This is a genomic window from Parvibaculum lavamentivorans DS-1, from assembly GCF_000017565.1.
In the GTDB taxonomy this organism is placed as follows: domain Bacteria; phylum Pseudomonadota; class Alphaproteobacteria; order Parvibaculales; family Parvibaculaceae; genus Parvibaculum; species Parvibaculum lavamentivorans.
In genome coordinates this window covers 3,669,090-3,683,066 of record NC_009719.1, presented here as the reverse complement: position 1 = coordinate 3,683,066, position 13,977 = coordinate 3,669,090, and the positions used below count along the sequence as shown (strand labels likewise).

Below are 13,977 nucleotides of genomic sequence, written 5' to 3'. Positions count from 1 at the left end.
GGTTCGGCGTGCCTTAACGGATTGATGGGGTGGGAGCGGGCGTCGAGGTCGCACCCTGCGCCCCGTCGGTTGCAGCGAGGGTGCCGCCGCCGAGCGCGGCATACAGCGCCACCTGGCTGGACAGCAGCGCGCGGCGCGCCTGTACCAGTTGTTGCTGGGCACCCAGCAGATCGCGTTGGGCATCCAGCACCTCCAGGAAGGCGGCCGAGCCGTTGTCGTAGCGCAACTGGGCCAGCCGTGCGCGTTCGCTTTGCGCTTCCAGGTTGGCTCTCTGGATCGTCAACTGCTCAGCCAGCCAGTGCTTTGCGCTCAGCGCATCGGCCACCTCGCGGAAGGCTGTTTGAATGGTTTTTTCGTAACCGGCGACGGCGATGTCGCGGCGCACTTCGCTCAGTTCCAGATTGGCGCGTCGGCGCCCGCCATCGAAGATGGGCAGTGACAGGGTGGGCATGAAGGTCCAGGCGCGACTGCCGGAATCGAACAAGCCATTCAAGTCGGAGCTGGCCGTGCCGAAGCTGCCAGTCAGCGCAATGCGCGGCAAGAACGCCGCGCGGGCCGCGCCGATGTGGGCATCGCTGGCACGCAATTGGTGTTCGGCGGCAATGATGTCCGGGCGACTGACCAGCAGCTCCGAAGGCAGACCGGCCCGCAGCTCAGCCAGCACCGTCGTTTCATCGAAGGGCACCTTGGTGGGCAGCGGGCCAGGATCGGCGCCCACCAGCATCGCCAGCGCATGCCGTTGCGTGGCGCGGGCTTGCTCAAGCTGGGTTAGCAGCGCCTGAGCCTGGTTCAGCAAAGTTTGGACTTGAGTGAGGTCCAGCTTCGAGGTCGAGCCGACTTCAACGCGGCGCCGGAAAATGCGATAGGACTCCTCGCGGGTCGCGACGGTTTGACGGGCGATAGCCACGCGTTCGTCTATCTCGCGCAAGCCAAGATAACCGTCGGCCACCTGGGCGATCAGCGCCAGGTGGACGGCCTGGCGGGCCGCGTCGGAAGCCAGCCAGCTTTGCAGGGCGGCGTCTTCCAGGTTGCGGACCCGGCCCCACAGATCCAGCTCCCAGGTGCTCAAACCCACCTCGGCCCGATATTCGCCGCCCACCTGCGATCGGCCCGACATGTTCAGATCGCCAGGGACGCGCGCGCGTCCACCTTGGGCGCCCACGCCCACGGCAGGAAAACGATCCGAGCGCTGAATGCGGAATGTGGCGCTGGCTTCCTCGACGCGCAGCGCGGCCAAGCGCAGGTCGCGGTTGTTCTCCAGCGCGGTCTCGATGAGGCGTTGCAGCAGGGGGTCGGTGAAGTACGCCTGCCAGGCAAGCTCTCCCGCGTGGGCGCCGTCGGTGCCTGATCCAAGATGCGCAGGCCAGGCTTCGGGCACGGGCAGCGGCGGGGTGTCTGGCGCCGGAGCGAGCGACATGCAGCCGGTCAAGACGACGGCGCTCAGGGCCAACGAGGCAGTGCGCAAGCTGAACGCAGGAAACAACAGGGAAGCTGGGGGCATGGTCACGTTCCGTACGGGTATCGGGCTGAAGAGGGGCTGGTTGCAGAGGAGGGGATAGCTGCCACCCACGCAATGCGGAGTTCGTGGCCGATGTCCGCAGGCCTTCCTTTCCTGCTTGCAAGTGCTGTCAAGCCCACTTCATCTCCTTGTTGATATGTGCATCCCCGTGTCCCCTGGCTGGTTGATGAGGTGCTCTTCCTGTGTCACATCCCAATGTGCCGGGTTCGTTCGCGCCTCTGAGTTGGCTTGCATCGTGAAATTTGAAAACAAACGACTGGACGGTTGTTTTTAATTATACGTTACAATCCGGGAACCGCAATCAGCGGGCTCGTCGGTCATTGACGCAGATCAATTCGAGCTGCCGGCTTGGGTTCAAGGAAGGCCCTGATTTCTGGTAGAGCCGGTGACCGGCCCGTGGGAACACCCCTCAGATCTTTGAACAGAGCCTTTGAATGCTACCCAAGAAAGATGACGCGCCCGACAAGCGCCGCTACCTGTCCTCTGCCGCCAGAAAAGAAGAAATACTCGACGCGGCCTTGGTCGAATTCGCGGATCGGACGTACAACGCCGTGTCAATGGAGCGCCTGGCGGAATGCGCAGGCTTGTCCAAGGCTGGTATCTACGCCCACTTCAAAAGCAAGGAAGAAATTTTTCATGCCTTGCTCGAACGCACGACAAAGCAGATTTGCGATTTCCAGGGCTGGCTCCCGGATGAAGATCTGACGTTGCCAGAGCTGGTAGATGTCTACCTGGATCGCCTATACGCGACCTTTAGCTCCCCTGCCACGATGTCGATTACCGGCTGCTTCTGGCCGAAAGCGCCAGAACACCAGAGCTGGTGCAGCGTTGGCACAACGAAGTTGCTCACGGACTGAAAGAGCGGGCGCAGCTCATCATCCAACGCAACATAGAACGGGGCATCATTCGTCCGGGCGTCTTGACCGAGCACTTTTTCCCGCTGGCGCTCGCTCCCGCACTGCTATGGCTGAGCTCGTCAATGCTATCCAGGGGCAACCCTTCCATAGCGCTGGTGCAGTTACAGGATGCGCATCGGCAACTGCTGCTTGAGCTTTTGGAGCCTCGATGAGCAAGGTGACGCAAAAAGTCAGGCACCTCCCCATGCGCCTGGTGATCGGCATTGCGGTGCTATTGCTGACTGCGTGGGGCGCGCTGGCCCTGTGGCACCAGATGCCGCAACATCCAGCGGCTCGCTGGATCGCCACTCTGGCGTGGTCTGCCTCGGGGCTGTCCGTCGCCGTGTCGCTGGCAGGCTTGCTTGAAAGACGGACACGCAGGATCGCCGGATTCGTGTTCGGGGCCGCAACGGCAGCCCTGCTCATGTGGTGGGGAACGCTGCAGCCATCACACCAACGCCCATGGGCTGACGATGTCGCCCAGTTGCTGGAGGCCGGAATCGACGGCAGCCACGTTCACCTGAAAAATGTACGCAACTTCGAGTGGCGCAGCGAAACCGACTACACCCCGCAGTGGGAGAACCGCACATACGATCTGGACCGCTTGCGCAGTGCCGACCTGGTACTTTCCTACTGGATGGGGCCGCACATTGCGCACACACTGGTGTCGTTCGGCTTCGACGGTGGCGAGCGGGTAGTGTTCTCACTGGAAATACGCAAGGAGCGCCACGAGTCCTTCTCGGCGATCGGCGGATTCTTCCGTCAGTTCGAGCAGATCCTGGTAGCCGCCGATGAGCGCGACATTGTGCGTACGCGCAGCAATGCGCGAGGCGAGGACGTTTATCTCTATCGGTTGCAGATGAGTCAGGCGAATGTCCGCGCGTTGTTTCTGGAGTATCTGCACGCGGCCAATGAACTGCGGCGCACACCGCGCTTTTACAACACCTTGACCAGTAACTGCACGACCATCGTATTCGAGCTGGCTCGGCTCATTGCGCCAGCGTTGCCGGCGGACTATCGCCTGCTGCTGTCCGGACACTTTGCGGAATACATCCATGACCTGCACGGATTGACGCCCGGCCATCGCTACGCAGAACTGCAGGCACTGGGGCACATCAACGAACGCGCACTGGCCTCTGACGCATCAGGAGACGACTTCTCGATGTCGATTCGACAAGGTGTGCCCGGCGTGCCGGCCGACGAGGTATCTCCATGAGGTTCCAGCAGTCTTGCCGCATGGCAGTGTGGCTCGTCATTGCCCCGCTGTTGCTGGGGGGCTGCTCGATCCTGCGTGAGTTCGGCCCAGTGGTTGAGGTTCATACACTGGATGCGGGCGAGGCCATCGAACTCAAGCGCGGCGATATCCTGACACGCGGCAAACTCAGCGATGCGACGACCCAGACCATCAGGGTGGCGGCATTGGATGCGCAGGCTTGCGCAAAACCGATCTCAGCGGATTGCGTCGAGGCCCTGGCCGCCGTGACCGGCGTTGCCGCGGATCGACGCCTGGCTGCACTGTCCGAACTGTGGCTGGCGCAGGCTCAGGCCATGAAGCCCGGATCAGAGCAGCAAGCCGCCTGGCTTGAGACCATTCGTTATGCCTATGCCTACCTGTTCTTCGGTGACCATACGCCTGGGGAGCGAGCCTTCGAGGATCGCCAGACGCAAGTGCGGGATTGGTATAACTATGCGGTCGAACGTGCCGCCACCGGGATGTTCGAGGTTCGGCAACAAATGTCTACGCAGTTGCCAGCGCAGACCCGCTGGAACATTGCAGGCTGGGAGCTGCAGCTGGATATGCGCAGCGCGCGCTTGCCGGGCAGTACGGCGGTGCCAGCCGAACTCCTGCCAGCCTCGTCCCTGTCTTTCCGCGGACTGCGCAGCCTCTACCGGCGCGACGGTTTCGGCGCCGAGCTGGTGGCGGTCATGCCGGACGAACCCCTGACTTCCGCCCCCACCCGGGATGGCCATCCAGCGGCCAAACGCAATCAGCAGCCTCTACCCTGGAGCGAGATGCCCGCGCCGTCCATGACGATTCTGCTGCACCCGGACGGAGACGACCTGGACAGCGTGCTGCATACCCGCACTGTCCGTTTGACGGTGCATGACCCCTATGTGGAGTCGGCCATCATGCTGCGCGGGCAGCGCGTACCGCTGGCGGCCAATTTCACCGCCGGCTACGGACTGTGGCTGGCCCGCGCCAACTTCAACCGGCAGTCGCTGCGCAGCCTGCTTGGGCGCGAGGGTGGAATCGACCGTCCGCACGTCTACCTGATGCAGCCCTACGATCCGAACCGACGGATCATCGTCATGCTGCACGGACTGGCCAGTAGCCCGGAAGCCTGGGTGGAACTCGCCAACGAAATCCTGGGCGATGAGGCGCTGCGCCAGCATTACCAAATCTGGCAGGTCTACTACCCGACCAATATGCCGATCGCATTGAACCACGCGATGATTCGCAGGGCGCTCGGGGATACGCTGGCGCATTTCGATCCTTCCGGCCAGGCGCCGGCATCGTCCGACCTTGTACTGGTGGGGCATAGCATGGGCGGGGTCATCGCGCGGTTGATGGTGTCGTCAACCGACCAGTCGCTGGTGCAGCTGGCTGCGGATCGCAGTCGGCTGACGCCGCAGCAGATCAAACGCATAGATCCGATGTTGCGTTTCGAGCCCTTCCCGCATGTCGGCCGCGCCATCTTCATCGCAGCACCGCACCGGGGCACGTCGGTCGCAGGTGGACGCCTGGGGCGCTGGATGGCGGGATTCATTCGCTTCCCCGTTACGGTGCTCGAAGAACTCGCCCACACACTAGCACCCAATGCGGCGGCCAGCAGCCACGAAAGCCTGGGGCATATCCCCAATAGCGTCGACAACCTCGACGAGAACGATCCTTTCGTGCGCGCGGCAGCGGACTTTCCCATCTCTGCCCAGGTGAACTATCACTCGATCGTGGCCCAGGCTGACCCCGAAGTGGCCCTCGTTGATTCCGATGACGGCCTCGTGCCTTACCGCAGCGCCCACCTTCCCGGGGCGCAATCCGAGAAAATCATCATTTCAGGACACAGCGTGCAACAGAGCGCGGCGGCAGTGCTGGAAATCCAGCGCATTCTGAGAGAGGACATTGCTCTGCGGGAAGCGCATTTCATGCAGCCATAGACAACTGCCATCTGCTGTACGCAGCCGAGCTGATTTGGGCAAGCTTCTATCTTTCAGATGGGCGTAGTGCACTCCTCTGTAATGCGTAGGTCGTAGGTTCGATTCCTATTTCCGGCACCAGATTTAAGCTAACAAGCTGTAAGAAAGTATCGAAAAATCAAGGGGTTGGCCGGGTTCCCGTCCAGCCCCTTTTTTCATGCCCTCCCGGTCCGTCCCGGTGTTAGTGCCGACCCAAAACTGACCATCTGGGGGTGCGGACGAAAACTTGGACTACCAGGAGGTAGTTCATGTATTCCTACGAAGATCGAATTCGAGCGGTTGAGCTCTATATCAAGCTGGGCAGGCGCGTCAGGCCCACGATCCGCCAGCTGGGTTATCCAACAAAGAATTCTCTGAAGGGCTGGTACAACGAATACCAGCAGAAGCTCGACTTGCCAGCGGGCTATGCGGGCCGGAGACCCAAGTTCTCGAAGGAACAGAAGGCGGCAGCTATCGAGCATTACCTCGCTCACGACCGCTGCATTGCGGCCACCATGAGGGCACTGGGCTACCCCTGCAGAGGGACGCTAACCGCTTGGATTCGCGAGGCCCTTCCTGAAGCCAGAAGGCGTGTCGTCGGCAGTACGGTGCGACGAAGGTATTCCGGGGAGCTGATGCAAGCAGGAGTCATGGAACTCTGCACTCGCGAGGAAAGTGCCCAGGCTGTAGCCGACAAGTTCGGCGTGTGCCGGCCAACGCTGTACAACTGGAAGAACCAACTTCTGGGACGTGAAGCACCCGCATCCATGAAACGTACCAATCCATCTTCGCCTTCGCAGGAGCGCGATGAGCTCGAGCGCCAGGTTGAGTCCCTGCGCCGCGAAGTCAGGCAACTGCGCCTCGAGCAGGATCTTTTGAACAAGGCCAACGAACTGTTAAAAAAAGGCCTGGGCGTCGACCTGCAGCTCCTGTCCAACCGGGAGAAGACACTGCTGATTGACGCCCTCAGGGAGCACTATGGCCTGCCAGAGCTCCTTGCACAGTTGGATCTTGCGCGCAGTTCGTATTTCTATCACCGGGCCCGCGCAGCGGTGGGCGACAAGTACCTGAAGGTTCGGCAATCCATCACCGACATCTTTGAGTCGAACCACCGCTGCTATGGCTACCGCAGGCTGCAGGCATCTCTGACCAGGCAGGACGTCACGATCTCAGAGAAGGTTGTACAGCGGTTGATGAAGCAGGAAAGCCTGGTTGTTCCAAGGCCCAGAAAGCGCCGCTATGCGTCTTACCTTGGCGAAATCAGCCCAGCGCCTGAGAACCTCATCGATCGCGACTTCCAGGCCGCGGTGCCCAACGCGAAATGGCTCACGGACATCACGGAGTTCCAGATCCCGGCTGGCAAGGTGTACCTCTCGCCCATCATCGACTGCTTCGACGGAATGGTCGTCAGCTGGACCATTGGGACCAGTCCGGACGCGGAGTTGGTCAACACGATGCTGGACGCAGCCATCGAGACGTTGGCCGACACGGCTGATCGTCCCGTGGTCCACTCCGATCGGGGCGGCCACTACCGCTGGCCGGGTTGGCTCTCAAGAATGAGCAACGCGAACTTCATCCGCTCGATGTCTCGCAAAGCATGCTCACCTGATAACGCTGCCTGCGAAGGCTTCTTCGGTCGGCTGAAGAATGAGCTGTTCTATCCTCGGGACTGGAAGACCGCCACCATTGAGCAGTTCGTCGAGGCGGTCGACTCGTACATCCGCTGGTACAACGAGAAGCGGATCAAGATCGCACCCGTATTCTTGTCAGCGGTGACAGCGCAGGCGGCGGCCTCGCGGCGGCGCTGGCATTGCTCGCGCGCGATAGGGGTAAGTATGCGATCGCCTACCAGCATCTGGTCTTCCCAATGATCGATGACCGCACGGCGATTGATCCCGACGTATCACCCTATGCAGGGGAGTTCATCTGGACGCAGGCCTCAGATCTGTATGGCTGGACATCATTGCTCAATTGCGCGCCCGGCTCGCGCGAGGTGTCCTGCTACGCCGCTGCGGCACGGGCAGAAGATCTTGCGGGATTGCCACCCACATTCATCATGTGCGGGGCACTAGACCTATTCCTTGAGGAGAGCCTCGAATATGCCCGACGGTTAATGCGGGCTGGGGTGCCCGTCGAAATGCACATCTACCCTGGCGCTCCACACGGGTTTCAGATGGTGCAGACAGCAGTGGTGAGCCAACAGGCAGTTCGCGACTCCACGGCAGCGTTGTCAAAAGCATTACGAGGGACGAGACACGAATGAGCGGTGATCCGCTGCTCATTCGGCGCAAATGCGATCAGCATGGATTTCTTTGAAACTGGTCGTTTTGCGTCGTATTGACGCGCAGAAGCGGCGCTCCGCACTAGTAGCTATAGTGCGGCGCCCTTTCGCCTTGGGAAGGCGTGGCGACGGTGGCGAAACATTGTCTTAAGAAGGCGACAGTCATCAGGGCGGCCTCTACGTCGGTTTGTCGCTATATTGCGTTTGCTCAAGGAAATCCACAATCCGTTCGTGGTAGTCCTGTCGATGACTCGGACGTCCACTGCCCGCCAAGGAATGCGTGCCCCCAGGGTAAAGGACCATCGTGGCGTCGGCCTTGCCACTGCGCACTAGAGCGGATTTCACCCGTTGGGTGCTGGCCCGGCTGCGCCACCATCGCTTCGACACCGTCGCCCAGGTCGATGCAGCCATCACCGAACTGCTATCGAGCGTGAACGACCGGCCGTTTCAGAAGCTGCCCGGCAGCCGCGCCAGCGTGTTCGCCGAACTGGATGCGCCGACACTGATGTCGCTGCCGCGCCAACCCTATGAGCTTGCCCGCTTCAAGACGGTGAAGGTCCACATCGACTACCACGTCGAGATGGAGGGCCACCGCTACAGCGTGCCGCATGCGCTCGTCGGCCAGGCCCTGGAGGCGCGCCTCACCCGCCACGGCGTGGAGTTGCTGCTGCGCGGCCAGCGCGTGGCCGCCCACGCTCGCAACGAGCGCCGCGGCGGCTACACCACGGTGGAGGCCCACATGCCTGCTGCCCACCGCGCCCACCTGGAGTGGACGCCTCAGCGGCTGATCGATTGGGGCCAACGCATCGGCATGGCATGCGGCGAACTCATCACCCGGCTGCTGCAGACCTACAAGCATCCCGAACACGGCTACCGCTCCTGCCTGGGACTGCTGAACCTGTCGCGCCGATATGGCGAGGCACGGCTGGAGGCGGCCTGCGAACGGGCCCTCGCTCTGGGTGCCTTCCGCTACCACCATGTGCGCGACCTGCTGGCCAACAACCGTGACCAGGTGCCGCTGGATGCCGAAGCCGAATGGACCAGTCCGACGCACGCCAACCTGCGCGGACCGGGCTACTACCAGTGAGGACGACCGACCTCACCAGCCCAGAGCCCACCATGAACCCATCCAATCCATTGCACCCACACGCCATGCTCAACAACGCCACCCTGACCCAACTGCGCGCGCTCAAACTGCAGGGCTTCGCCGACGCCTTGCAGCAGCAGCAAGAACAGGCCGACTGCCTGAACCTGTCGTTCGACGAGCGACTGGCCCTGCTGGTCGAGCGCGAGGTCTACGCCCGAGGCGACCGCAAGCGGGCTCGGCTGCTGCAGCGTGCCCAGCTGAAGTACCCCACGGCCACCTTGGAGGACGCCAGCTTCGAGACGGTGCGCGGCATCGACAGGTCCACCTTGATGGGCGTCGCACTGTCGACCTGGATCGAGCGGGGCGAGACGCTGACCTTCGCCGGCGCCACCGGGCTGGGCAAGACGTGGCTGGCCTGCGCGCTGGCCCAGTACGCCTGTCGCCAGGGACACTCGGCGCTGTACCTGAGGGTGCCACGTCTGGCCGAGGAGCTTCGCATCCTCCACGGCGCAGGCACCTTCCGACGTTGGCTCGAGCAGCTTGCCAAGGTCGACGTGTTGATCCTGGACGATTGGGGGACGGGTCCGATGGACAGTGTCACCCGGGGTGACCTGCTGGAGGTCATTGATGACCGGGTAGGCCACCGCGCGACGATCATCACGCACCAGTTGCCCATCGAGCATTGGCACGCCTGGCTGGGCGACGCCACGATCGCCGACGCCATCCTCGACCGATTGATGCAAAGCTGCCGGCGCTTCAATCTCGAGGGCGAGTCGCGTCGCACCGGCAAGGCCGCGCGGGCGGCAGCCAAGTCAACAAGGGCAGTTCAGGAGGCCAGCCAATGATCTGAGCGAACCTGACCGCCCCTAAACTCTGCCCCCTGCGCAGCACCGCCATCGACCTGGGCGGTCACGATCACCGAAACGCGTGGTCACGTTGCCGAAATGACGCCGAATTCACCGCTCGGCGTGCCGGTCACGATGGACCGAAATGGGCGGTCACGTTCGCCGAAATACGCATTTTCTACCTGCGGCCTCCCATGGACGTGGAGATCGACCCGAAGACCGGGATCCTCCATGCCTACGCGAAGATCTTCGACAACTCCTGGTATCCCCACTCCCCAGGGTTTTTGCCCACGGCAGTGGTGGGTGCATCCCCGCTGGGAAAGGGATCAGCGGTGGTTGGGGTGGAGCACGGAGGCCGTTACCACGCTGCCTTGCGCCTGAAGCCTGAAGACGTGGCTGAGCTGAACCGGGTCGGGCGCGACGCTACCGGGGATCGAATCTTTTTCAAGGTCCTGAAGGGCGGCCTTCAGCCCAACGGCCTGCCAGACATCGTTCTCCAAGTCGACCGTTTGGAGATCGGCTACAAAAACCAGGTCATCGGCATTACCCCATCCAAAGACAAGGACGCTTGAATGAAGCCACAGACGAAGTTTGCCGCAGCCCTGGGGGTGCAGCCGGGTTGCCCCGTGCAGGTCACGTAAGGAACTGGCGCAAGCGCCGAGCTGCTGGGCCACTCCCAGCGATAGGGGTTGTTCGTCTTCCCCACCAGGTCGGATGCGCAGGCCTGGCGACAAACCGCCATGGATGTGCCCCCACCGGTCCAGTTGTAGTCGCAGTAGTGCATACCCGCGTAACCCTTCGGGCGCAACTTGACAGGTCGGTTGCGCTTGGGCTGTTCCCATCAGATCAACGACAGATACGGATTGTTTGGAGGCACCTCCGTAAACAACAAATGGGGGTCTTGCAAAAGGTAGCCATGCAGGCGCCGTGATTTTCGCGGACCTGTCACTTCGCTGGCCCAGATGTTCAAGCCGTTGGGATGCTTGCGATGCAACTGCACCCGCTCGAAGCGCTTTTGCACCCATTGCCAATCTTGTTGGCTCTCCTGCTTTGCCAGCATGCCCACTTGTGGGTGTTCTTGTGCGTACCGCTGGAACACGCCAGGGCTGACCAGATACGCGGTGTCGCTCACGGTATGCACGAGCGCCTTCGCATCATTGATGATGAGCTTGCGTAAAGCGATACCCTGGCGCAGCCACTCCATGAAATGCTCACCGGATGGCCGTGCGCTTAAGGGTGGCGGTGCAGCTATGGCCGTGGATACAGGCGACGTTGGCGAGGTCACAGCCATAGTCGGCATAGGAGCCTCGGAGCGTGCGGCAGATGTGTTGGCTGTATCGGCCTGCTCATTGTGAGAAACGTCGGGCGGATCGCCCATGCCTACCATAGCTAACATGTCTTCCATGGCATCGGGCATGGCCGGGGAAGCGGGCGGGGGAGCCTGGGCAGCGATGTCGCCGCTTTCCTCCCAACGCTTCGGCTCCTGACCCTCGGCGGCTGGCTTTGTCGCGATCGCGGCCGGGGGTACGAAAGCATCGGTATCTTTGGCTGCAGGCGCTACGTCGATTACCACGGTGCCAGCGAACGGTGTCGGCCGCTGGCCAGATTCCCAGATCAGCGCAGGAGCGATGCGCAGCAGCGTGAACGAGTGAGACCAGCCGCTGGGGCTGGTCACGGTCGCCCGCCAGACCGCCTTGTCGTCCGGTGTGGGCTGCAACATACCGTGGTCCTGCAGCACATTGAACACCGCCGTGTTGTTCGCCGGGATGCCATCGATGCCCTGGGATAGCAGGTGCGCACGCAGCTTGTCGGAGACCGTCTTGCTCACCAGCCACAGCGCGTCCTCGGTGAGCCAGCCATCGGAGGCCTCGGGCTGGTTCAGTTTCAACTCTTCCTTGAGCAGATAGCGCAGCCCGTCGAGTAGCTTGCGTTGCAGCGCATGCTTGGGTGCGGCCATGGCGCGCGCCGGATCGCCGCCCAGCTCCTGCGCTACCGAGGCACGGTCGGCTTGCACGACAAGCTCGCCCAGTATCCCGGCGTGCTCGTACTGGCCAGCCAGGACGTAGAGCAGCGGCGCCCATAGCGCCGGATAGCCACTGAGCCAGTCCAGGACTTGGCGGTCAAGCAGCTGGCGGTAGAGCAAGCCTGTCGCGGCACTGTGCAGGCGATACTCGCGATCGTCGCGGTAGCGGAAGCGGTACGGCTGGTGCAACGGGCCGTGCCAGGGATGCCAGGTGTTGCCGTCGGCCAGTTCGACGTGCAGATCGACCGCGATCTTGCCGATGTCGTGCAGCAGAGCGGCATAGGCGACGGCGGCCGTCCAGGCTTCGGCTTGCGCGGCCTGGTTCTCAGGGCTGGCGCCGATGGGCAGCAGATGGGACTGTCGCAGCTTGAGGCTATAGGCGACGATCTCCAGGCCGTGGTCCAGCATGCCGCCCGGGTAGGCATGGTGGTGGTTTTCGGAGGCGGGGAACTGCTGGACCAGCTCGGCGTAGCGCTCCAGCGGTGCGCGGTATAGGGTGGCGAACTGCCTGCGCGACAGCGACGTGCGCTGCCAGATGTGTTCCAGCAGTTTCTGCCGGCGCGGTGTTGCCAGCAGCGCTGCGGCGGCTTCTGGCCGCAGCAGCCCTTTCGGGAGATCGATGGCAGGTGCTGGCGACGGAGCGGGGGCGACAGAGACCCTTTTTCGCTGGAACAAGGAGAGCATGTAGGTGTCCTGTTGGCGGGCCGGCCGGGAGGCCTTTTCGCCTTTTCAGGTAGGGCCTTTCCCCTTGCGCCCCATTCCCTTGCCCTTTCGGCCCTTTGGCCTTTAACCATTTGGGTATAGGACGCCGGGCATCGATCGTCCATCGCCAATGCGGGGTGCGGGCGGTCGGATTGATGCATGAAGGCTCGCTATTCCCGGCCTACGATGGGCGATTCTTGGACGGGAGAACGCCATGAGGCATCACATTGACAAGGTAAGGAATATTCCTTACCATAGAGGCATCTCTATCAGGAGAACGGCCATGCCTGTCATTCATGAAGTTGCCACACTGACCTCCAAGGGCCAGATCACTCTGCCCAAGCCCATCCGGCAAGCGCTCGGTGTCGATGCCGGCGGCAAAGTCGCATTTGACCTGCGTGACGGCGAAGTCGTCGTGACCCGTGCCGACGCCGAGCACGAGGACCCCGCCATCGGTGCGTTTCTGAGCCTGCTGGCCCGCGACATCGAGGCTGGCCGGAACGTCCAAGGCCTGCCCGAGGATCTGGCTCGCGCCATGCTGAAGCACGCGGGGCACGGCGTGAAGCTGGACGAGGAAATCGACGGGGAAGTGGCGCTCTGATGCAACGGCATGGCTGGACGCTGCTATTCCATGACTGCGTGATCGAGCAGTTGCAGAAGTTGCATGCAGCCGCCCGGCGCGCGCAGGAGAACGATCCGAATGGCTTCGAGTCCAACGCCAACGTCAAGCTCTTCCGGGCCTTGAGTCAGTTGATGCTGGATGTGGTGCCGAGTGATCCGGCGCGCGACGAATACCGCCAGGGCAATACCTTGGGGCCGGCCCACCGCCACTGGCGACGGGCCAAGATCGGAAGGCGGTTCCGGCTGTTCTTCCGGTACGACTCCAAGGCGAAGATCATCGTTTACGCCTGGGTCAACGATGAGCAGACATTGCGGTCGTCGGGCAGCAAGTCAGACCCCTACGCCGTTTTTGAGAAGATGTTGGGGCGGGGAAATCCGCCGGACGACTGGAACGCATTGGTACTGGCAAGCAAGCAGGATTGGAGCAAACTGAAGTAGGCATCCCCCATGTAGCAGGAGACGACCATGAGCACGACAACACGCATCAGCACCGCAGAACGGCTTGGCCGCAGCGTCGGCCGCGGGTGGCGGGCCTATGCCCGCAGCGAACGGCGAGTGTCGAACTGGCTGGTTTCCAAGGGTGTGCCGGTGGCTGGTGCCACCGCGCTGCTGTGGTTGGTCAAGTTGGCCGTGCTCGGTGTGCTCCTGTACACCACTTTCTGGCTGGCTCTGCTGCTGGTGTTCGCAATAGCTGCCGCTTGGATGGCCCGCAATGCTGATCTGGATCACGAGTTACCCGAGCCGGAATGGAGAAACGGGCCTGCGGGATTTGGCCTGTACACCTATGACGGCTTTCGCGTTGATCCACATGTCGAGGATGATTAGCAGC

General features: G+C 62.3%; 11 protein-coding genes and 2 pseudogenes. 11 read left to right on the top strand and 2 right to left on the bottom strand.

The annotated features are described in order from the left end of the window. Nucleotides 1-13 precede the first annotated feature (13 nt). Nucleotides 14-1,501 carry an efflux transporter outer membrane subunit gene (locus PLAV_RS17490; RefSeq protein ID WP_012112356.1) on the bottom strand — a complete coding sequence of 496 codons (1,488 nt, stop codon included), beginning with the start codon at nt 1,499-1,501 and terminating at the stop codon, nt 14-16. 452 nt (nt 1,502-1,953) lie between these two features. Here PLAV_RS17490 and PLAV_RS17485 point away from each other — a divergent pair, with 452 nt between their 5' ends. The 8 genes and pseudogenes from PLAV_RS17485 (at nt 1,954) to PLAV_RS17450 (ending at nt 10,374) form a co-directional block, all read left to right on the top strand. Then, complete coding sequence (locus tag PLAV_RS17485) at nt 1,954-2,376, top strand: TetR/AcrR family transcriptional regulator (RefSeq protein WP_245545172.1); 423 nt, start codon at nt 1,954-1,956, stop codon at nt 2,374-2,376. A 208-nt stretch (nt 2,377-2,584) separates the two neighbouring features. Then, nucleotides 2,585-3,631 (top strand): Lnb N-terminal periplasmic domain-containing protein, encoded by a 1,047-nt coding sequence (locus PLAV_RS17480; RefSeq protein WP_012112355.1) that lies wholly within the window; start codon nt 2,585-2,587, stop codon nt 3,629-3,631. Nucleotides 3,632-3,651: 20 nt separating this feature from the next. Beyond that, the gene (locus PLAV_RS17475; RefSeq protein ID WP_245545169.1) at nt 3,652-5,571 is read left to right on the top strand and encodes an esterase/lipase family protein; all 1,920 of its coding nucleotides are present in this window, start codon (nt 3,652-3,654) and stop codon (nt 5,569-5,571) included. Nucleotides 5,572-5,858: 287 nt separating this feature from the next. Then, a pseudogene (locus PLAV_RS17470) lies at nt 5,859-7,364 on the top strand (IS3 family transposase); the annotation flags it as partial. After that, nucleotides 7,313-7,852 carry an alpha/beta hydrolase fold domain-containing protein gene (locus PLAV_RS20085; RefSeq protein ID WP_083762631.1) on the top strand — a complete coding sequence of 180 codons (540 nt, stop codon included), beginning with the start codon at nt 7,313-7,315 and terminating at the stop codon, nt 7,850-7,852. The pseudogene PLAV_RS17470 and the gene PLAV_RS20085, both read left to right, overlap by 52 nt. A 364-nt stretch (nt 7,853-8,216) precedes the next feature. After that, nucleotides 8,217-8,957 (top strand): annotated as a pseudogene (locus PLAV_RS17460) (Mu transposase domain-containing protein); the annotation flags it as partial. Between the two features lie 32 nt (nt 8,958-8,989). Further along, the gene (gene istB, locus PLAV_RS17455) at nt 8,990-9,802 is read left to right on the top strand and encodes an IS21-like element helper ATPase IstB (protein ID WP_275065860.1); all 813 of its coding nucleotides are present in this window, start codon (nt 8,990-8,992) and stop codon (nt 9,800-9,802) included. A gap of 194 nt (nt 9,803-9,996) precedes the next feature. After that, nucleotides 9,997-10,374, top strand: coding sequence for a hypothetical protein (locus PLAV_RS17450; protein WP_012112351.1), 378 nt, complete (start codon nt 9,997-9,999; stop codon nt 10,372-10,374). A 269-nt stretch (nt 10,375-10,643) separates the two neighbouring features. On the opposite strand, the gene mobH is transcribed toward PLAV_RS17450, so the two are convergent. Further along, nucleotides 10,644-12,509, bottom strand: a complete 1,866-nt coding sequence (mobH, locus tag PLAV_RS17445) for a MobH family relaxase (RefSeq protein WP_012112350.1) — start codon at nt 12,507-12,509, stop codon at nt 10,644-10,646. 301 nt (nt 12,510-12,810) lie between these two features. Between mobH and PLAV_RS17440 the strand changes: the two genes are divergently transcribed. The 3 genes from PLAV_RS17440 to PLAV_RS17430 are packed head-to-tail and all read left to right on the top strand — an operon-like array spanning nt 12,811 to nt 13,973. Continuing rightward, complete coding sequence (locus tag PLAV_RS17440) at nt 12,811-13,128, top strand: type II toxin-antitoxin system PrlF family antitoxin (protein ID WP_041536097.1); 318 nt, start codon at nt 12,811-12,813, stop codon at nt 13,126-13,128. Continuing rightward, the gene (locus PLAV_RS17435; protein ID WP_012112348.1) at nt 13,128-13,586 is read left to right on the top strand and encodes a type II toxin-antitoxin system YhaV family toxin; all 459 of its coding nucleotides are present in this window, start codon (nt 13,128-13,130) and stop codon (nt 13,584-13,586) included. The genes PLAV_RS17440 and PLAV_RS17435 overlap by 1 nt, the downstream gene beginning before the upstream one ends. Before the next feature lie 27 nt (nt 13,587-13,613). After that, nucleotides 13,614-13,973, top strand: a complete 360-nt coding sequence (locus PLAV_RS17430; RefSeq protein WP_012112347.1) for a DUF3742 family protein — start codon at nt 13,614-13,616, stop codon at nt 13,971-13,973. Nucleotides 13,974-13,977: the final 4 nt, after the last annotated feature.

Coding starts and splice junctions, on each gene's coding strand:
- PLAV_RS17490 (WP_012112356.1), bottom strand. CDS start 1,501: ATGCCCCCAGCTTCCCTGTTGTTTCCTGCGTTCAGCTTGCGCACTGCC.
- PLAV_RS17485 (WP_245545172.1), top strand. CDS start 1,954: ATGCTACCCAAGAAAGATGACGCGCCCGACAAGCGCCGCTACCTGTCC.
- PLAV_RS17480 (WP_012112355.1), top strand. CDS start 2,585: ATGAGCAAGGTGACGCAAAAAGTCAGGCACCTCCCCATGCGCCTGGTG.
- PLAV_RS17475 (WP_245545169.1), top strand. CDS start 3,652: ATGGCAGTGTGGCTCGTCATTGCCCCGCTGTTGCTGGGGGGCTGCTCG.
- istB (WP_275065860.1), top strand. CDS start 8,990: ATGAACCCATCCAATCCATTGCACCCACACGCCATGCTCAACAACGCC.
- PLAV_RS17450 (WP_012112351.1), top strand. CDS start 9,997: ATGGACGTGGAGATCGACCCGAAGACCGGGATCCTCCATGCCTACGCG.
- mobH (WP_012112350.1), bottom strand. CDS start 12,509: ATGCTCTCCTTGTTCCAGCGAAAAAGGGTCTCTGTCGCCCCCGCTCCG.
- PLAV_RS17440 (WP_041536097.1), top strand. CDS start 12,811: ATGCCTGTCATTCATGAAGTTGCCACACTGACCTCCAAGGGCCAGATC.
- PLAV_RS17435 (WP_012112348.1), top strand. CDS start 13,128: ATGCAACGGCATGGCTGGACGCTGCTATTCCATGACTGCGTGATCGAG.
- PLAV_RS17430 (WP_012112347.1), top strand. CDS start 13,614: ATGAGCACGACAACACGCATCAGCACCGCAGAACGGCTTGGCCGCAGC.